Origin of the sequence: Bradyrhizobium sp. LTSPM299 (assembly GCF_000938235.1) — a bacterium.
Taxonomy (GTDB): Bacteria; Pseudomonadota; Alphaproteobacteria; order Rhizobiales; family Xanthobacteraceae; genus Bradyrhizobium.
Window position 1 is genome coordinate 70,360 of record NZ_JYMU01000058.1, and the last position, 18,573, is coordinate 88,932.

18 protein-coding genes are annotated in these 18,573 nt (G+C 63.5%); 6 read left to right on the forward strand and 12 right to left on the reverse strand.

Annotated features, from left to right (window positions below):
* Positions 1-3 precede the first annotated feature (3 nt).
* A complete protein-coding gene (locus tag UP10_RS29400; protein WP_044590869.1) occupies positions 4-1,185 on the reverse strand; it encodes an ABC transporter substrate-binding protein in 1,182 nt (393 codons plus the stop codon).
* Positions 1,186-1,329: 144 nt separating this feature from the next.
* Here UP10_RS29400 and UP10_RS29405 point away from each other — a divergent pair, with 144 nt between their 5' ends.
* A complete protein-coding gene (locus UP10_RS29405; RefSeq protein ID WP_197086914.1) occupies positions 1,330-1,845 on the forward strand; it encodes a MarR family winged helix-turn-helix transcriptional regulator in 516 nt (171 codons plus the stop codon).
* A gap of 257 nt (positions 1,846-2,102) precedes the next feature.
* Positions 2,103-3,893, forward strand: a complete 1,791-nt coding sequence (gene atzF / locus UP10_RS29410) for an allophanate hydrolase (protein ID WP_044590694.1) — start codon at positions 2,103-2,105, stop codon at positions 3,891-3,893.
* Between the two features lie 168 nt (positions 3,894-4,061).
* Here the strand turns inward: atzF and UP10_RS29415 are convergent, their stop codons facing one another.
* The 8 genes from UP10_RS29415 to UP10_RS29450 form a co-directional block, all read right to left on the reverse strand.
* Complete coding sequence (locus tag UP10_RS29415) at positions 4,062-4,799, reverse strand: GntR family transcriptional regulator (RefSeq protein WP_044590695.1); 738 nt, start codon at positions 4,797-4,799, stop codon at positions 4,062-4,064.
* 16 nt (positions 4,800-4,815) lie between these two features.
* On the reverse strand, positions 4,816-5,208 hold the full coding sequence (gene hpxZ / locus UP10_RS29420) for an oxalurate catabolism protein HpxZ (RefSeq protein WP_044590696.1): 393 nt from the start codon (positions 5,206-5,208) through the stop codon (positions 4,816-4,818).
* A 3-nt stretch (positions 5,209-5,211) separates the two neighbouring features.
* A complete protein-coding gene (locus tag UP10_RS29425; RefSeq protein ID WP_044590697.1) occupies positions 5,212-6,609 on the reverse strand; it encodes an AtzE family amidohydrolase in 1,398 nt (465 codons plus the stop codon).
* Positions 6,610-6,616: 7 nt separating this feature from the next.
* Positions 6,617-6,796 carry a DUF4089 domain-containing protein gene (locus UP10_RS29430; RefSeq protein WP_044590698.1) on the reverse strand — a complete coding sequence of 60 codons (180 nt, stop codon included), beginning with the start codon at positions 6,794-6,796 and terminating at the stop codon, positions 6,617-6,619.
* 18 nt (positions 6,797-6,814) lie between these two features.
* The gene (locus UP10_RS29435; RefSeq protein WP_044590699.1) at positions 6,815-8,548 is read right to left on the reverse strand and encodes a dipeptide ABC transporter ATP-binding protein; all 1,734 of its coding nucleotides are present in this window, start codon (positions 8,546-8,548) and stop codon (positions 6,815-6,817) included.
* Positions 8,549-8,645: 97 nt separating this feature from the next.
* Positions 8,646-9,545: an ABC transporter permease gene (locus tag UP10_RS29440; protein ID WP_044590700.1), complete on the reverse strand. Its 900-nt coding sequence runs from the start codon at positions 9,543-9,545 to the stop codon at positions 8,646-8,648.
* 63 nt (positions 9,546-9,608) lie between these two features.
* Positions 9,609-10,622: an ABC transporter permease gene (locus UP10_RS29445; RefSeq protein WP_044590701.1), complete on the reverse strand. Its 1,014-nt coding sequence runs from the start codon at positions 10,620-10,622 to the stop codon at positions 9,609-9,611.
* A 284-nt stretch (positions 10,623-10,906) separates the two neighbouring features.
* Positions 10,907-12,529: an ABC transporter substrate-binding protein gene (locus UP10_RS29450; protein ID WP_044590702.1), complete on the reverse strand. Its 1,623-nt coding sequence runs from the start codon at positions 12,527-12,529 to the stop codon at positions 10,907-10,909.
* Between the two features lie 391 nt (positions 12,530-12,920).
* Here UP10_RS29450 and UP10_RS45450 point away from each other — a divergent pair, with 391 nt between their 5' ends.
* The 3 genes from UP10_RS45450 (at position 12,921) to UP10_RS29465 (ending at position 14,179) form a co-directional block, all read left to right on the forward strand.
* On the forward strand, positions 12,921-13,238 hold the full coding sequence (locus tag UP10_RS45450; RefSeq protein WP_197086922.1) for an ArsR/SmtB family transcription factor: 318 nt from the start codon (positions 12,921-12,923) through the stop codon (positions 13,236-13,238).
* On the forward strand, positions 13,235-13,495 hold the full coding sequence (locus tag UP10_RS46520; RefSeq protein ID WP_349643985.1) for an SRPBCC family protein: 261 nt from the start codon (positions 13,235-13,237) through the stop codon (positions 13,493-13,495). The genes UP10_RS45450 and UP10_RS46520 overlap by 4 nt, the downstream gene beginning before the upstream one ends.
* 270 nt (positions 13,496-13,765) lie before the next feature.
* Positions 13,766-14,179: an MAPEG family protein gene (locus UP10_RS29465; protein ID WP_044590872.1), complete on the forward strand. Its 414-nt coding sequence runs from the start codon at positions 13,766-13,768 to the stop codon at positions 14,177-14,179.
* 117 nt (positions 14,180-14,296) lie between these two features.
* Here UP10_RS29465 and UP10_RS29470 read toward each other — a convergent pair whose 3' ends face one another.
* The 3 genes from UP10_RS29470 to ugpB form a co-directional block, all read right to left on the reverse strand.
* Positions 14,297-14,920: a class I SAM-dependent methyltransferase gene (locus UP10_RS29470; RefSeq protein ID WP_044590703.1), complete on the reverse strand. Its 624-nt coding sequence runs from the start codon at positions 14,918-14,920 to the stop codon at positions 14,297-14,299.
* Between the two features lie 68 nt (positions 14,921-14,988).
* A complete protein-coding gene (locus UP10_RS29475) occupies positions 14,989-15,942 on the reverse strand; it encodes a phosphotransferase (RefSeq protein ID WP_044590704.1) in 954 nt (317 codons plus the stop codon).
* A 115-nt stretch (positions 15,943-16,057) separates the two neighbouring features.
* Positions 16,058-17,374 (reverse strand): sn-glycerol-3-phosphate ABC transporter substrate-binding protein UgpB, encoded by a 1,317-nt coding sequence (ugpB, locus tag UP10_RS29480; protein ID WP_502692265.1) that lies wholly within the window; start codon positions 17,372-17,374, stop codon positions 16,058-16,060.
* Between the two features lie 181 nt (positions 17,375-17,555).
* On the opposite strand from ugpB, the gene UP10_RS29485 reads away from it, so the two are divergent.
* Positions 17,556-18,551 (forward strand): TRAP transporter substrate-binding protein, encoded by a 996-nt coding sequence (locus UP10_RS29485; protein WP_044590706.1) that lies wholly within the window; start codon positions 17,556-17,558, stop codon positions 18,549-18,551.
* Positions 18,552-18,573: the final 22 nt, after the last annotated feature.

Here is an 18,573-nt window from a genome sequence, read left to right on the forward strand (position 1 = left end):
TGCCTATTTCAGCAACGGACAGCCGCCATCCTTTTCAGGCCGGAACGCGTCCTCGCCGGACACCGTGGCAACGACTTTGAGCAGATCCCATTTCGACTGCGATTCCTCGGGCTTCTTGACCTCGAGCAAATAGAGCGGATGGATCTTGCGGCCGTCGGCGCGGATGTAGCCTTTTCCGAACAGCGGATCGTCGGTCGGGAGCGCCTTCATCGCCGCGACCACGGCACGACCGTCACCGGCGCCGCCGACCTTGTCGACGGCCTTGAGGTAGTGAATGACCGACGCATAGACGCCGGCCTGCATGTCGTTCGGATAATTGTTCTGCGGGTGGCGCTCGGCAAAGCGCTTGGCGAAGCTGCGCGTGCCTTCGTTCAGATCCCAGTAGAACGGGTTCATGATCTGCGCGCCCTGCGCCGCCTTCAGCGTCAGCGCCGGCAGCCCATTCATGCCGAGGATCAAGCCGACCAGCTTCTGCTTCGCAGTCAGGCCGAATTCGGCCGCCTGCTTCATCGAGGTGATGGTGTCGTCGCCGGCATTGGCGATGCCGATGACGTCGGCGCCGGACGCCTGGGCCTGCAGCAGGAACGACGCGTAGTCGGCGGTTCCGAGCGGATGGCGGACCGCGCCGACCACCTCGCCGCCGGCGGCCTTGACCGCTTCCATCGCCTGCTTTTCGAGGTCGTGGCCGAACGCATAATCGGCCGTGAGGAAGAACCATTTCTTGCCGCCTTGCGCGACCACGGCACGGCCGAGGCCGCGGCCATAGGCGTAGGTGTCGTAGGTCCAGTGCACGGTGTTCGGCGTGCATTTTTCACCGGTCAGCAGCGCCGTGCCGGCGCCGGAACCGACGAACACCTTGTTCTTCTGCTCGCTCATGGCGGCAACCGCGAGCGCTATCGCCGAGTTCGGCAGGTCGAAGATCGCATCGACATTTTCGTTTTCGTACCAGCGCCGCGCGATACCGACACCGATATCGGGCTTGTTCTGGTGATCGGCGGCAACAACTTCGACCGGCTTGCCGGCGGCCTTGCCGCCATAATCCTCGACCGCCATCTGCGCGGCGATCACCGAGCCGATGCCCTGATAGGTCGAGAACACGCCGGACTGATCGTTCAGGACACCGATGCGGACCTTGTCCTGCGCCTCTGCGCCGGATGCGAGCAACAAGGCGGCCACGGCGAGCAGTGGCCGTATCGCGCGTCGCGAAAAAACATGGCCCAACCGGACCTCCCAGCGTTACAACCCGATCGGCAATCTTCATGCTGCCGAATTGCTTATATAATATAAGCATTTTTGGCGATGTCAATTCGGTTCGGGAATCACGCGCCCATGCACAAGCGAACGAGCCTTTCCGCGAACAAGTCGCTTGCTGACGACGTCGCTAACGGACACCCGAAACGGCCGCTCGATCTGACGGCGCTGCAGCAGACGCCGGGTTTCATGATCCGCATGCTGCAGATCCAGATCTTCGAGGAGTTCTTTCCGCACTTCGCGGAGACCGGTTTCTCGCCCGCCGAACATTCGGTCATGATCACGGTCCGCGACAATCCTTCCGTCACCCAGAGCGAGGTCGCGAACGCGCTGCGCATCCAGTTGCCCAATCTCGTGAAGATCCTGGCGAAGCTGGAAGGCAAGGATCTCATCAAGCGAAAGCGGTCGGATCGCGACAAGCGCGCCGTCGAACTGGTGCTGACGGCCCGCGGCACGCAGGCGGCCGCGCGCGCCTGGGCGCTCGCGCAGGAGTTCAACCGACTGACGCTGGCGCCCCTGGGCATCAAGGATGGCCGGCAGTTCCTGCAGATGCTGAGCCGACTGGTCCGTGCGCGCAGCGCAGGAGCGGATTAGCGGCAAGGCGACGCGCCGGTTCGCCGCGCTCGGATGACACTGCTCATGAAATAGGCAAGCAGGCCACGATGGATCTGCCCGACCGACCCGTGCGGCTTGCGTATGATTGCCCTAAACAACTGACATCGTGCGACAATCTGCTTGGTGGCCCCCGGTGGCCAAATGTACACAATGGCACATCGCTTGCTTCGATCAGGCTGCAATTCCTTCGCGCAGGGCGCCGTTGCCTTGCCGCTTAATGGACGGGACCAACTCACGTGACTGAAACCGTCGCTGCAATATCAGCTGCGCACCGCGCCGGCACCATGACGCCGGCGCAGACCATCGCGCGCAGCTACCAGCGCATCCGCGAGCACAACGATCCCGCCATCTTCATCAGCCTGCGCGACGAAAACGACGCGATCGCCGAGGCCGAACGGCTCGCGACGAAAGACCCGGCACAGTTGCCGCTCTATGGCGTGCCGGTCGCGGTGAAGGACAATATCGACGTCAAGGGCCTGCCGACCACTGCCGCCTGCCCGGCCTTCTCCTATCTGCCGGTGCACGATTCCACGGCGGTTGCGAAGCTGCGCGAGGCCGGCGCCATCATCATCGGCAAGACCAATCTCGACCAATTCGCCACCGGGCTGGTCGGCGTGCGCTCGCCCTACGGCATTCCCAAGAATCCGGTGCGCGGCGATCTCATTCCGGGCGGCTCGAGTTCGGGCTCGGCGGTCGCGGTCTCCGCCGGCCTGGTGCCGCTCGCACTCGGCACCGACACCGCCGGTAGCGGCCGCGTGCCGGCGATGCTCAACAACATCGTCGGCCTCAAGCCGAGCCTCGGGCTGATCTCGACCGCGGGCCTGGTGCCGGCCTGCCGCACGCTCGACTGCATCTCGGTGTTCTCGCTCACGGTCGATGATGCGATGGCCGCGCTTGCCGTGATGGCGGGTCCCGACGGCGCCGACCCGTTCTCGCGCAACCGGCCGCTGGGCGACCTCGCGGCGTTTCCAACGCAACTGAAGCTCGGCATTCCCCGCAACGGCCAACTCATCTTCTTCGGCGACCGAGCGTCGGAGAAGGCCTATGGCGAGGCGCTGAAGCGATGGGAAGCGCTCGGCGCAACGCTGGTCGAATTCGACCTTGAGCCGTTCTACGAGACCGCGCGGCTGCTCTACGAGGGACCGTGGGTCGCCGAACGCTATCTGGTGATCCGTAACCTGCTGGCGTCATCGCCCGACGCCATTCATCCCGTGACCCGCGAGATCACCGCGGCTGGCGCGCGGCTCACCGCAGCCGACACGTTCTCCGCGCTGTACCGCCTGCAGGCGCTCCGCGCCAGCACCGCACGCGCCTTTGCACAGCTCGACGCGGTCGTGCTGCCGACGGCGCCGACGATCTATTCGACCGCGCAGGTGCTCGCCAATCCGGTCGAGCTCAATTCGCGGCTCGGCACCTACACCAATTTCGTCAATCTGCTCGATCTCTGCGGGCTGGCGCTGCCGGCGGCAATGCGGTCCGACGGCGCGCCGTTCGGCATTACGCTGCTGGCACCGGCCGGCCGCGACGCTGATCTTGCCAGCATCGGCCGCGCCTTCCACGCCGACACGAAGCTGCCGATCGGAGCCAAGTCGCTGCCTCAGCCGCCACTCGCCGCGATTCCGGTGGTGATGCCTGACGAGATTCCGATCGCGGTGGTCGGCGCGCATCTCTCCGGCATGGCACTGAACGGCGAATTGACCGCGCTCGACGCGCGCCTGCTTGAGGAAGCGGTTACCGCGCCGGATTACAAGCTCTATGCGCTCGACACCACACCGCCGAAGCCCGGCATGCTGCGCGTCGAGGCGGGCCAGGGCACCGCGATCAAGCTCGAACTTTGGGCGATGTCACCGGCCGCATTCGGAACATTCGTCGCCGCCATCCCGCCGCCGATGTCGATCGGCACGGTCCGGCTTGCGGATGGACGCGAGGTGAAGGGCTTTCTCGTTGAGCCGGCTGCGATCAACGGCGCCAAGGATATTTCGGCGTACGGCGGTTGGCGCGCGTTCATGGCGGAGAAGGCCTCCTAGTCGTCATTCCGGGGCGCGCGAAGCGCGAGCCCGGAATCCATCCCACCAAGGCGACGGCCTCAGGGAAAGCGCGCCGACCAACCAGTGACATCTTATGCGGACGAATGGATTCCGGGCTCGGCCGCTTCGCGGCGCCCCGGAATGACGAACTTGATACGTTGCGCCAGCCTACACCGACACCGCGTAGATCTCGTACTCCCCGCGCACCAGCTCGATATGGGCGCGCATCGCGGCGGCGGCCCCGGCCTTGTCGCCGCGCATGATGGCGACGACGACGCGGTCGTGCTCGGCGTGGGACTTTGCCAATCGCCCGAGATTGCGGAACTGGGCGCGGCGGAACGGCTGCACGCGCACACGGGTGGCCAGCGTCATCTCGGCGATATAGGCGTTCTGCGATCCGGCATAGATCGCGTTGTGGAAGCGCTCATTGACCTCGTGGAAACGGTCGGGATTGCCGGTGTAGCTCAGCACCCGCAATTCCTCGTGGATCGTCTCCAGCGCGTTGCGTTCCGCCGGCATCATGCGCTCGGCGGCAAGGCCGGCGCACATCGCCTCCAGTTCGGCCATCGCCTCGAACATGCCGGTCAGTCTTTCAAGCGAAGGCCGCGCCACCACCGCGCCGCGATGCGCGCGAGCATCGATCAGGCCAGAGGCCGCAAGTTGCCGCAGCGCTTCCCGCACCGGGGTGCGCGAGACGTTGAAGCGGCGCGCGATCTCGGTCTCGTCGAGGGCGGCGCCCGGCGCGAGCGTACCGCGCACGATCTCGTCGGCGAGCTGTAGCCTGAGTTCCTCGGCGCGGGTCACCTTGTCCAGCGGCGAGGCCGGGCGATCGACGCGGCGCACGACCGCCTCGGGCTCGGTGCCCTGCGGTTGCGGTGCGCGTGTCGGAAGCTCGTCCAGGCTCATGCTTCAAGTATCCGTTTCAGGCAGCTTTGGGCTCGTCGATGATGCTGACATGGGCCGCGACGATTCTCCACCCCTCGGGGAAGCGAATCCAGGTCTGCATCTGGCGTCCCACTCGGCCCGGCGTGGATTCGCGATGGAACAGCGTCGAGGCGATCGCGGTGTCGCGGCCATAGGTCGTGATCACGGTGCGGTCGATGCTACGCATCAGCCCGACCGGCGAGCGCCCGGCGCGGAACGCCATGATCTCGTCATAGCCATAGAGGTTTTCACCGATGCCATAGCGGAGCGTGCGCTTGTCCTTGCGGAACAGCTCGTCGAGCACCGCCACGTCGTTGGAGATCAGCGCCTTTTCATAGCGTTCGAACTGCGCCGTAACCTCGGCGAGCACGTCGGGTCGATCGATATCCATGGTTTAGAGTCCCCTCGGCGGCGGCGCGGCCGCAACACCCATCTGTTCCAGTGCGTAGGCCACCCGCAGCGCGATGTCCTCGCGCCAGGGCGCGACGATGAGCTGCACGCCGATCGGCATCGGCTCCAGCGGCACCGGCACGGCGACAACGGGAAGGCCGATGAAGGAAATCGGCTGGGTGTGAATGCCGATATTGGCGCGCACCGGCAGCTCCACACCGTCGAGCACGAAGTTGACCTGTCCGAGTTTTGGCGCGGTGCAGGGCGTCGCCGGCGCCAGGATCACATCGACCGACTTGTATAGCTCCAGCACTTTTGCGCGATACCAGCGGCGGAATTTCTGCGCCTTGTCGACATAGGGCGCAGGCACCATCGCGCCCGCGATCAAACGGTCGCGCACCGCGGGATCGAAATCATTCGGACGCTGGCGCAGGCGATCGAGGTGCAGCGAGGCGCCCTCGGTCGTCGTGATGATGTAGGCGGCGGCGCGGGCGCGCGCGACTTCAGGCAATTCGATTGTCTGCGTGGCGCCGAGTGCCTTCGCCACACGCGCGACGGCTTCGATCGCTTCGGGAAACACGTTCTTTTGAAAATAGCCGCCGGCGATCGCGATGCGCAAACCGTCGATATCATGGGTCAGCAAAGGCAATGTCGGCTCGAGCGATCGGCCGGCACAACCGACGTCATCGGCATCCGGCCCCTGCATCGCATCATAGGCGAGCGCGAGGTCTTTCACGTTGCGCGCGAACGGGCCGAGATGATCTAGGCTCGCGACGAACGGAAAGGACCGCGCCCGCGACAACCTTCCATAGGTCGGCTTCAGTCCAAAAATGCCGCAGAACGACGAGGGCACGCGGATCGAGCCGTTGGTGTCGGAGCCGAGCGAGATCGGAACCAGCGCACCGCCGACAGCGCTGCCGGAGCCGCCCGAGGAGCCGCCGGCCATCCGCGTCGGATCGTGCGGATTGCGCGACGGGCCGTCATGGACGTTTTCGCCGGTGAAGTCGTAGGCGTATTCGCCCATGTTGAGCGCGCCGACCAACACGGCGCCGGCCGCTTCCATCCGCTCGATCAGCGTGGCGTCGCGCGGTGACGGCGGCAGGTCGCGATTGATCTTTGAGCCCGCGCGGGTGGAGAGCCCCTGCACGTCGAACAGGTTCTTCACCGCAAACGGCACGCCTGCAAGTGGGCCGACCGATTGGCCGGCTGCAATCGCGGCGTCGATCGCTTTCGCCTTGGCGCGGGCACGATCGGCGGTGACGTCGGTGAAGGAGTTGAGGACCTTGTCGTGAACAGCGATCCGCGACAGCGCGGCTTCTGTCGCGTCGAGCGCGGTGATCTTACGGCCTGACACGGCCTGCGCGATGTCGGCGGCTGACATAAGGGCAGATTTCTCGGACATCGCGGTCTCAGGCCGAATAGATCGCGGCGGACTCGGTCTCGTCCGGCAGCGGGAAGTCGTCGACCAGCCGCGCCAGCCTCAGCGAGACCTCGAGGTTCGCACGCACCGCGGGACGCCAGGCGTCCTCCACCGGCAACGCCATCGCGCTGGCGACGGCATTGATATAGTCGTCGAGATGATCGGCCATTTCGCTCCCGTTAGGTTCTCAAGAGACCGGCAACGGCGGATGCGGGATCGCCGTCAGCAGCTCCCTTGTATAGGCATCCTGCGGATTGCCCAAGACCTGTTCGGACGAGCCCTGCTCCACGATGCGGCCTGAGCGCATCACGATGACGCGGTCGCATAGCAACCGCACCACATTGAGGTCGTGGGAGACGAACAGATAGCTCATGCCCATCGACTGCTTGAGGTCCTGCAGCAGGTTGAGCACGACCGCCTGCACGGAAACGTCGAGCGCCGCGGTCGGTTCGTCGAGGATGACGAGTTTCGGATGCAGCGCGATCGCCCGCGCGATGCCAACGCGGGCCTTCTGGCCGCCGGAGAGCTGGTGCGGAAAGCGATCGAGCAGATTGAGCGGCAGGCCGACCAATCGCGCCAGCTCCTCGCAACGATCGCGCAGCGCGTCGCGGCCCTTGATGTCGCTGAGCTGCATGATCGGGTCCGCGATCGCGCGCGCCGCGGTGAAGCGCGGATTGAGGCTGTCGGTCGGATCCTGGAACACCATCTGGATCTGGCTGCGCTGCGGCAACCGCGCAAACGACTGCGGCATGATCGCGCCGATGTCCCCGCCGTCGAACATGATGCGGCCGGAGGTCTGGTCCAGCAGCCGCATCACCATCATCGACGTCGTCGACTTGCCGCAGCCGGATTCGCCGACCAGTCCGACGCTCTCGCCATAACCGACATGGAAGCTGATGCCGTCGACGGCGCGGAAGACATCCTCCTCCACCGGCGGCTTGCGGCCGAACAATTTTGACAGTACCGCGCCGGCGCCCTGGCGGGGATATTCCTTGACCAGCTTTTCGACGAGCAGGAGCGGCTGCTCCCTCGCCCCGCCCTTCGCGGGAAGAGGGGCCGCTTCCGCGGGCGCAGGGCGAGGAGAGGCGAGAGCCTCCTCCTCCGGCAACAAATCGCGCAACGACACGCCGATCCGCGGCGTCGCGCGCATCAGCTTCTTGGTGTAGGCGTGCTGGGGTGCGGCGAAGATGTCGGCCGACTTCGCCGTCTCGACCACGCGGCCCTTTTCCATGACAACGACGCGGTCGCAATAGGCCGCGGCGAGGCCGAGATCATGGGTGATCAGGATGGTCGACATCGATCGGCGTTTTGTCAGTTCGACGATCAGATCCATCACCGCCTTCTGGGTGGTGACGTCGAGGCCGGTGGTCGGCTCATCGGCGATCAGGAGCTGCGGATTGCAGGCCAATGCCAGCGCGATGACAACGCGCTGGCACATGCCGCCCGAGAGCTCGAACGGATAGGCGTGGTAGCGTTCGCGCGGACGGGCGATCTTGACCGCCTCCAGCGCCTCGATCGCCTTCTCGCCGCGATCGGCGACGGTAGCCTGCTGGACGTGCTGGCGCAGCACGTCCTCGATCTGGTCGCCGACTTTGCGGATCGGATTGAGCGCGGCGCGCGGATTCTGGAACACCATCGAGACCTCGCGGCCGCGCAGGTCGCGCATCTGGCTCTCGGTCGCCGCCTTGACGTCGATGCCGGAGAACATCACCGAACCCTCGGCGATCCTGCCGGCGCGGTCGAGGATGCGCATCACGGCATACGACGTCACGGATTTTCCGGAGCCGGACTCGCCGACGATGCCGACGGTCTCGCCCTTGGCGACGGAGACGTTGACGTGCTGCACGGCCTTCACAATGCCGCGGCGGGTGTTGAATTCGACGGTGAGGTCGGAGACGTCGAGCAGCGGCTGGGCGGTCATGCGCACCTCCCCTCATGCGAGGCGTCATCCAAAAATCCGCAAAACAACCCCATGCAAAGTAGCGGAGCGGTATTGTGGCACCGTGTTGAGACAGTCATCACGTCCTCCGCTGCGGGTCGACGATGTCGCGCAGGCCGTCGCCGAGCAAATTGAAGCAGAACACCGCAATCATCAGCGCAAGGCCGGGGAACAGCGCGATCCACCACTCGCCCGACACCATGAAGCCGGCGCCCTCCGCAACCATGATGCCCCATTCGGCGGTCGGCGGCCGGACGCCGAGACCGATAAAGGAGAGGCCCGCGGCGTTGAGGATGGCATAGCCCATGGTCAGCGACATCTGCACGATCATGATCGGCATGATGTTGGGCAGGATATGCACCAGCAGGATGCGGAATTCTCCGTTGCCGGACAGCCGCGCCGCCTGCACGAAGCCGGCATTGCGGCGGACATTGGCCTCGGCGCGCGCGACGCGGGCATAGAGCGGGAAGTTCACGATCGCAGTCGCGATGATGATGTTCTGCACGGTGTTGCCGAGCGCGGCGACGATGCCCATCGCCAGCACGAACAGCGGAAACGCCATGATGGTGTCGGCGATGCGGCCGACGATGCGGTCGGTCCAGCCGCCGAAATAGCCGGCGGCGATGCCGGCGAGCCCGCCCATCAGGAACACCAGCACGACGGAGGCGACCGCAATGAAGGTGTCGAGCCGTGTCGCAACAACGACGCGGCTAAAAATGTCGCGGCCGAGTTGGTCGGTGCCGAACCAGTGCGCGGCCGACGGTGCCTTCAGTGCCGCCACAGTATCGGAAGCGAGCGGATCGTACGGCACGATGTAAGGACCGAACAGCGCTGCGAACACAATCAGGACCAGCAGCCCGAAGGCGAAGCCGGTGACCTTGTTCTCGTCCAGCACATAACGCGTTTGCTCGATGATCGCGGCCAAGCCCGAGGTGCGTGCGGGACCGGCGGGTTCGACTGTCGGCGCAACGGTGCTCATGGCTTTCTCCTTGGAGCATGATCTCTTTCGGAAAACCGGTTCCCACTTTTCCGGATCATGCTCTTAGCCCTCCAGCCTGACGCGTGGATCGATCACACCATAGAGAATGTCGATGATGAGATTGAGCAGCACGTACATGACCGCCATGGTCAACACGAAGCCTTGCACTGGGGCAAAGTCGGATGCGATCAAAGCTTCCACCGCGTAGGAGCCGATGCCGGGCCAGGCGAACACTTTCTCAACCAGCACATTGGCGCCGAGCAGGAACGAGAACACCATGCTGAGCGTGGTGATGACAGGCAGCATCGCGTTGCGGAACGCATAGGTGACGATCACCTTGCCCGGCGACAGGCCGCTGGCGCGCGCGGTGCGGACGAAATCCGACGACAGCACCGCCAGCATCGAGGCCCGCGTCATCCGCGCGATCGGCGCCAGCGAGAAGATCGCAAGCGTCACTGCGGGCAGGATCAACTGGCTGAACGCCGACCGGAACGCCTCGAAGTCACGTGCGATCAAGGTGTCGATCAGATAGAAGCCCGTGACGGTCGGCGGCGCGCTGGCGAAGACGTCGAGGCGCCCGAGCGGCGCCGGCGACCAGCCGAGGCGGAAATAGAACACGTAGACCAGCACAAGCCCGGTGAAGAACACCGGCAGCGACACGCCGGCCGTGGTCGTGACCCGGCAGAGATGGTCGATCCATGAGCCCGGCCGCGTCGCCGCCAGCACGCCGAGCGGAATCGCGATCACGATCGAGACGACGAGACCGAGCAAGGTGAGCTCAGCTGACGCCGGCAAGCGATTGCGCAATTCCGCCGCGACCGGCTGTCCTGTCGTCAGCGAGTTGCCGAAATCGCCATGCGCGAGATCGTTGGTGTAGTGGAAGAACTGCTCGATCAGCGGCTTGTCGAGACCGAGCTTCTTCCTGATCTGCTCGACCGCTTCCTTGCCGGCCGCAGGGCCAGCGAAATACGCCGCCGGATCGCCCGGCAACGCGCGCGTCAACAGGAAAGTCACGATCACGACGCCGATCAGCGACGGGATTGCGAACAGAAGGCGTTTGCCGATGAGAGTCAGCATGGCGTGCTCCCAATTGCCTTGTGAAAAGCCCTACGGGGACTGGATGGGCTCCCTCTCCCACGCAACCGGGGTCTACCCCGGTTGCGCATCGTTGATTTGCGCAAGTCGGGCAAGCCCGACTTGCGATGGGAGAGGGTTGGGGTGAGGGGTAGCCCCAAGCGAGGTCGGAGTTCGTGGCTACCCCTCACCCTGCCCCTCTCCCACAAGGGGAGAGGGAATGAGAGAGCAGTGCCCACCTCACTCGGAAACTCAGCCGGCGTCATGGCCGTGTCGCGCGCCATGCATCACCCCTTCGCCATCGCGCGGTAGTCGAGGCGGCGGTGGAACCAGTATTCGTAGCCCGAGATGTTCTTCTGCATCGCGACGTTGACGAAGGGCTGGTAGAGCGGGATGCGCGGAATGTCGCTGAAGGCGAGATCGACGAAGCCTTTCACGTCGGCGTCATAGGCGGCGGTGTCGCCGTTGGCCGCGGCGTTGCGCGCGCCGTCGATCAGCTTGTCCATCTCGCCCGACTTGTAGCTCATGGTGTTGAAGACGGAATTGTTGCCGTGATAGCACCAGTAGAAAAAGTACTCGGGATAATCGAGCCAGCCCGAGAACACGTTGGTGAACAGCGGCATCTCCTTCTTGTTCAATTCGGTGCGCCAGTTGGCGCCGGGCACCTTGTTGATCGTGGTCTTGATGCCGAGCTGGGCGAGGCTCTCCTGCACCAGCACGCAAAGCGGCTCGTTGACGCCGGCAAAATTGAGATCGAACGAGATCGTGGTCTCGAAGCCGTTGGCGTAGCCGGCCTCCGCGAGCAGCGCCTTCGCCTTGTCCATGTCGGTGTTGTATTTGGTCGGCTGCGGCCAGGCGACCTCGGTCGGCTTGTCCTTGGGCGCGCCGAACATCGGATTGGCGAGCCCGAACATCACCGCATCCATGATCTTCTGATACGGAATCGCATAGGCGATCGCCTGACGTACCTTGGGATTGTCGAACGGCGGCTTGGTGACGTTCATGCCGATGTACTGGATGCCGTTGGAGAACGGCAGCGAGACCACGTTGAGCTTGCCGCTCGCCTTCATTTCCTGGAAATCCTTGAACGGCAGCTCATAGGAGATGTCGGCGTCGCCACGCTCGAGCAGTGCGCGGCGGTTGCCGGCCTGCGGCACCATCCGCCAGATCACGCGCCTGATCTTCGGCAACGGACCACCGACCCAATCGTCGTTGCGCTCCATCACCACTTCGGTGCCGGCGGTCCATTTCGTCACCTTGTAGGCGCCGGAGCCCGCGGTCTGCTGTTTGGTGTATTCGAGGCCCCAGGGATCCTTCTCGCTGGCGTTCTTCTTCACCAGCTCGGAATTGATGACGCAGGGCACGATCACGGCGAGATCGGGAATCGTCAGCCGGTCCTTCTTCATGAAGTCGACGCGCACGGTGTTGTCGTCGACCACGACGAACTGCTCCGGCTTGGTCAGCGAGCCCGCGCTCATCTGGAAGGTCGGGAAGCCGCCGACCGTCACCGCGCGGTCGAGCGACCATTTGACATCCTTCGCCGTAACCGGCGTGCCGTCATGGAATTTGGCGTTCTTCTTCAGCTTGAAGGTGACCGACATGTCACCGACGACCATGTCCTCGGCGAGTTCAGGCTTGATCTTGTCGCGGTCGTAATAGGGCACACCGCCCGGACCGCTCTTCATCTCGTGGCTGATCAGCCGGTCGTAGCAATTCCACGACACCTCGTAGCCGGGCACGTTGGTGCCGATGCCCTGGATGTCGAGATTGTTGGGGCCGCCCTCGGACACGATCAGCAGCGTCTCGGAGCGGGCATCGGCCTTGGCCGGCGACCAGATCGCGGGGGCGGTCGGCGCCAGCGTCCCCGCTGCCAGCCCGGACACCGATTTGAGGAAATCGCGACGCTTCATGGGATGCTCCAAATGCCTTTTGGAAAATGGCTTTGGAACAGGGATCGCAAGGTTTGTGCCAATCCTTAAGGGAATCTTATTTTGGATTAAAAGACTGACATATAAAGATAAATCTCTGCACCGACATCAAGGTACGGTCCGACACATTGCATACAAAGCCGAACTATTTGCTCAATCTGAATGCACTCGAGGTGCGCTGCTCTTATTCTCGCACCGCGTCAGGCGGCCGGAAACTGGGGCTTGGACCCATTAGCACGTAGCCAAATTCGGTTTGAAGCTATCATTAGTTTGTGCTAATCATTAGTGGTGGCTTATTTTACTATGAGAATCTGTTTTCATGACCGAACCGAAAGGCCGCGTAAGCATGGCCGGCAACAGGCATCGACCAGCCGTGGCTAAGGACAGCGCACAACTGGCCGCCCTGGGCGATGCGACCCGCAGACGAATATTCGAACTGCTGGGCGCGCGGCCTCGCACTGTCGTTGAACTCACCCGAGAACTGACTGTCTCCCAGTCAGCCGTCTCCCAGCATCTGAAGGTGCTGCGCGAATCTCGTTTGGTTCGTGCCGAGCCAAAAGGGGCGAGCAACATTTACCACATCGATCCAGCGGGGCTCGGCCAGATGCGTATCTGGCTTGACCCGTTCTGGAGCAGCACGCTGGAAGCTTACAAAGTGGCCGTCGAAAAATCAGTGGAGGACCAGAAATGAGCATGCGTGTATCAGCCGCGCCCATCAAACAATCTATCGTGGTTGAGGCGCCAATCGAGCTTGCGTTCAAGGTCTTTACGGAAGACTTCGGCAGCTTTAAGCCACGCGAGCACAACCTGCTCTCCGTCCCCATCGCAGAGACGGTGTTCGAGCCTCGGATCGGCGGTCACGCCTATGATCGGGGTGTCGACGGCAGCGAATGCCGCTGGGCGCGTGTGTTGGCTTTTGAACCGCCGAATCGCGTGCTTCTAAGCTAGGACATCAGCCCGCGCTGGCAAATCGAAACCGATCCCGACAAGACCAGTGAATGGGAGGTGCGATTCATCGCCGAGACGCCAAGCCGGACTCGGTTGGAGCTTGAGCACCGTCACCTCGAACGTCATGGCCAAGGTTGGGAAGGCGTGCGCGAAGGCGTTGTAGGCGATCAGGGTTGGCCGCTCTATCTAAGACGGTTCGCCGAGCGGATTGCCCGCGAGCCATGATACTCGCGTAACCCGTGCGACATGATCGTAATTGCGGAGGTCCGTATGGCAGCCTACTCGCTTAGCATTGTCGGGGTGCTTGTCCTTTGCCTCCTGTCAATTTTACTCGCGATCTATTCAGGATCGTTCAAAGGCAGGACCGGGGCGCTCTCCGGACCTGTCCTGCCGTTGGACGACGAGAATCTGCTGTACCGGATCGATCGCGTCCACATGAACGCGGTAGAGGCGCTGCCACCTTTTGTCGTGCCGGCAATACTGGCTATGATGGTGGGGGTGGGACCCGTCACGCTTGCAACGCTCGTATGGGTCTATGTCGCAATTCGCCTCATCCACGTTGCGATCTATCTGCGCGGCGGCAAAGCGGCCAAAGGCGGCAGCATCAGAACCATTCTCTATGTTTCAGGTGCGCTCGTAACGATCATTCTCATTGCCGTAACCGCAGTGGCAGCCATCCACTAGGGTATCAACACCAGGCCGCCTGACGACGGCGACAATTTTCAGCTTTTGGCCCGAAGCGAGTAACCTGTGCAATTCGCAAATAATGGCCCAATGCAGACGTTGGGTTGCAGTGCGAGTTCAGTATGATCTGATGAAGCTGCTAAACTGGAAATTCTGTACCGATTGCCATGGCGTCGTGTGATTATGGCGCCGATGATCCGTCAATGTGAAGCCCGCGCCGAGCAGAGCGGTGATGCTGTCAGCGCTGTGACGTGTCACGGGCAAGCCGCTGCATTTCTCCGGACCATCGATTGCGAATGTGCCGATAATAACATGACCGCCAATTTGTACAGCTCGTCGGACGCACGCGACATAAGCCGCTTGTTCTTCCGGCGCGTTGAGAAAATGGAACGCTGCACGGTCGTGCCAGATGTCATAATTCCGCGTTGGTCGCCACGTCGTCACATCGGCGACGATCCAGTCCACGCGGTCGCTAGCGGCACCGAGCCGTGCACGCGACGCCGCGAGCGCCGCGTCGGACAAATCAAGGACAGTCAGATCTGCATATCCGGCGGTCAGCAACGCATCGACCAATCGAGCCGCTCCACCACCGACGTCAACAATTGGTGAGGTAGGCTCCGCATCGGCAAATGCGATGAGTTCGAGCGAAGGCGACGGGCTCTCCTGGAACCAGCTTACCTCGCGTTCGCCCTTGCGCTCGTATACATTCTGCCAATGAGCGGCCCGGCCTGAAATCGTCATGAAGCCGGATCCCTCCCATGTTGTCCCGCCGATACTCGAGGACGACCGGCAGATTTGTGGTTCACGGCCTAGTCCGGCCAAATCAACTGCTGGAGCTGCACGAGGTCGTCGACCTTGTCGGGCCAGCGGTCGATGCAGATGTGCCGGAGCGGATCGCTGGCCCGATGCAGCAGCATCAGCGCCATCAGCCGCCGCTTCAGCGCAAACGTCACGTCGTTGCGCGAAATGCCGAAGCCGTCGAACAGGCTGTGCACTCGGCGCGGATGGCCGGCGGCCATGAAGGCGCTGGGACCGAGCAGATCGTACTCGCCCCATCCGGTCTGCACATCGCCGAAGTCGAACAGCCCGGCGACATGCCACCCGTCGCCGCGGCGCGCCAGCAGGAAATTTTCGGGGATGTATTCGCCAACCAGGATCACCGGCGGCGCATCCATCGGGATCAGCGCGGCGGCGTCACGCAGGAGATCGTCGAGCCCGGCGAGAAATTTCTGCGGCAGTCCGAGCCGTTCGTGGCGCGCCCGGCACTGCGCAATTTGCTGGCGCATGTAAGCGTCCCAGCGCGGCTCGATCGCGAGCAGGGCGCCCGGCGGGACGCGCTGGACCTCCGCGATGACGGCGCCGATCTCGGCGAGCACGCGCTCCTTTTCAGCCTCCCCCAGCGACGGCCACACCTCCGATCCGACGACGCCGGAAAGGCGCGTGATGACGAGATAGGGCCAACCATCACGCTCGCCCGCCGCGACGACGTCCGGAATCGGAATGCCAAGCCGACCGCGCAGCTCCGCGAGCGCACCGCGTTCGGAGACGAATTGCCGAGCCAGAAACGGCGGGAAGAGTTTCAGGATCAGGTCGTCACCGAGCCCGACGACGAGGTTGGTGCCGGTCGCAAACACATGCGGCGCGGCGCAAGACAACCCGTGACCATGGGCGATATCAAGCGCGACTGGCAACCAGCGCGAAATGTCGCTGCGCCAGGCGCGGTAGGTGTCGTAGCCCGTGATGGGTGGAAGGGACGTGGTCATCAGTTAAGCCGTCATTGCGAACGAAGCGAAGCAATCCATGCTTCAGCGCATGCGGAACGATGGATTGCTTCGTCGCTTCGCTCCTCGCAATGACGTCGGCAAGATCGAGCCACCCTCACCTATCCGGATTGGCGCGCTCGAACTGGCGCAGCAGGCGGTTGCCGCGCTCGACGGCGTTGTCCATCGCGGCCTGCGCGGTGCGCTTGCCGGCGAACACCTGCTCGAGCTCGTCCTCGATCGCGTCGCGGATCAAGACGAACGAGCCGAGGCGAATGCCCTTCGAATTGTCGGTCGGTGGCTTCAGCGTGACTTCCTCGATCGACATGGAGGCGCCCGGATTACGGTCGTAGAAGCCCTGCGCGCGGGTGAGATCGAACGCGGCGCGGGTGATCGGCAGGTAGCCGGTGTTCTGGTGCCAGGCGGCCTGCACCTCGGGCCGCGACAGAAAGGCGAAGAGCTTCGCCACCCCGGCATATTCGGCGCGCGGCCGGTCGCGCAGCACCCACAGCGTGGCGCCGCCGATGATCGAGTTCTGCGGCGCGCCCTGGACATCCGGATAATACGGCATCATGCCGTAGCCGATCTCGAAATTCGAGTTGGCCTTGATGTCGGCGCGCGTGCCGGACGAGCCGATGAAGATGCCGCATTCGCCCTTCTGGAAGCGCGGCTCGGCGGTCTGCCCGCGGCCGCTATAGTCGAAGGTCTTGTCGGCCTGCCACTGCGCCAGCATCGCGATGTGGCGCAACACAATCGGATTGTTGAAGACCAGCTGCGCGTCCAGTCCGCCGAAACCATTGCCCCGGGTTGCGATCGGCAGATTGTGAAACGCGGAAAAATTCTCGACATTGATCCAGGACGGCCACGACGTGGTCACGCCGCACATCGCACCTGCCGCACGCAGCCGCTTCGCCGCTGCGCCGACCTCGGGCCAGGTCTTCGGCGCGACGTCCGGATCGAGCCCGGCCGAGCGGAACATATCCTTGTTGTAGTAGAGGATCGGCGTCGAGGCATTGAACGGGAACGACAGCATGTTGCCGTCGACATCGGCGTAATAGCCGGCCACCGCCGGCAGATAGGCCGACGGCGTGAACCCCTCCGACTGATCGCGCATCAAGTCGAACACCGGATAGATAGCGCCGCGCGCCGCCATCATGGTCGCGGTGGCGATCTCGTTGACCTGCACGATCGCCGGCTGACTGCGCGAACGGAATGCGAAGATCGCCGCGGTGACGGTCTCGGTGTAGTTGCCCTTGTAGGCGGGCACGATCCGGTAATCGGATTGCGAGGCGTTGAAATCGGCGGCGAGCTTGTCGACCTGCTTGCCGAGTTCGCCCGACATCGCATGCCACCACATGATGTCGGTCGCGGCCCCCGCGGGCGATACAAGCAGAATGGCCGCGGCGACGGCAAGCAGCAGGAATTTCGAGACCAACTTCACAATGAGCCATTCCCATGTCAGGTCATGCCGTCATAAGGTGCTAGAACCGTAGTTTCAATCTATCCCTCTGGTTGCAGCGCGGAATTAACGAATTGGCCGATGGGCGAACCATCCACCTTCTGCTAAAAACCGTTGAACCTTTTGCTCCCACCCTGGACACAATCTACAAGGGGAATTGTTGGTGTATCGCCGCGCCGGACTTTCGCGGACCATGACGCTTGTCGTCGCGCTGTTGTGTACGGCGGTTTCGGCGAGCGCGTTTGCGCGCGAATTCCGCGCTGCCGACACCCAGAACGAGGATTATCCGACCGTCCTGGCGTTGCGTTATATGGGTCGGCTGATCGCTGAGCGGACCGGTGGCCGGCATCAGGTGACGGTGTTCCATTCGCACCAGCTCGGCGAGGAAAAAGAAACGCTGGAGCAGACCCGGGCCGGGGCAATCGACCTCAACCGGACCAACGTCGCTCTGATCGGAACCATGGTGCCCGCCGTGAAGGTGCTGGCGATGCCGTTCCTGTTTCGATCGCTCGACCACCTGCAAAAGGTGCTGGACGGCCCGATCGGCACCGACATCCTGAACAGTTTCGAAGCCTTTGGCTTCGTCGGGCTTGCCTTCTATGATTCCGGCGCCCGCTCGATCTACAGCCGCGTCCGCCCGGTGCGCTCGCTCGACGATCTCAGGGGGTTGCGACTGCGGGTGCAACAATCGGAGCAGATGTCCGACATGATCCGCGCGCTCGGCGCCGAACCGGTCGAAATGCCCTACGGCCAGGTGCTGACCGGCCTTGCCAACGGACTGATCGACGGCGCCGAAAACAACTGGCCGTCCTTCGTCACCACCGGTCACTATAAATATGCCGGCTACTACTCGCTGACCCAACATACCGTCAGCCCGGAAGTCCTGGTGATGTCGCAAAAGGCCTGGGCCAGCCTGTCGCCGGACGACCAGAAGATCTTTCGCGAAGCCGCCCAGCACTCCAGCCTCTACATGCGGGAGAAATGGAACGAGCTCGAGGAACGCTCGCGCAAACGGGCAGAAGAGGCCGGCGTCAAGATCGTGACCGATATCGACCGCAAGCCGTTCGAGGCGGCGACGGCCGGCATCTATGCCAAGGCCGAGCGCGATCCCGCGATCGCAGCGCTGATCGAACGCATCCGCAAGGTGGAGTGAGCTGATCTTGGACGCGCCCCAA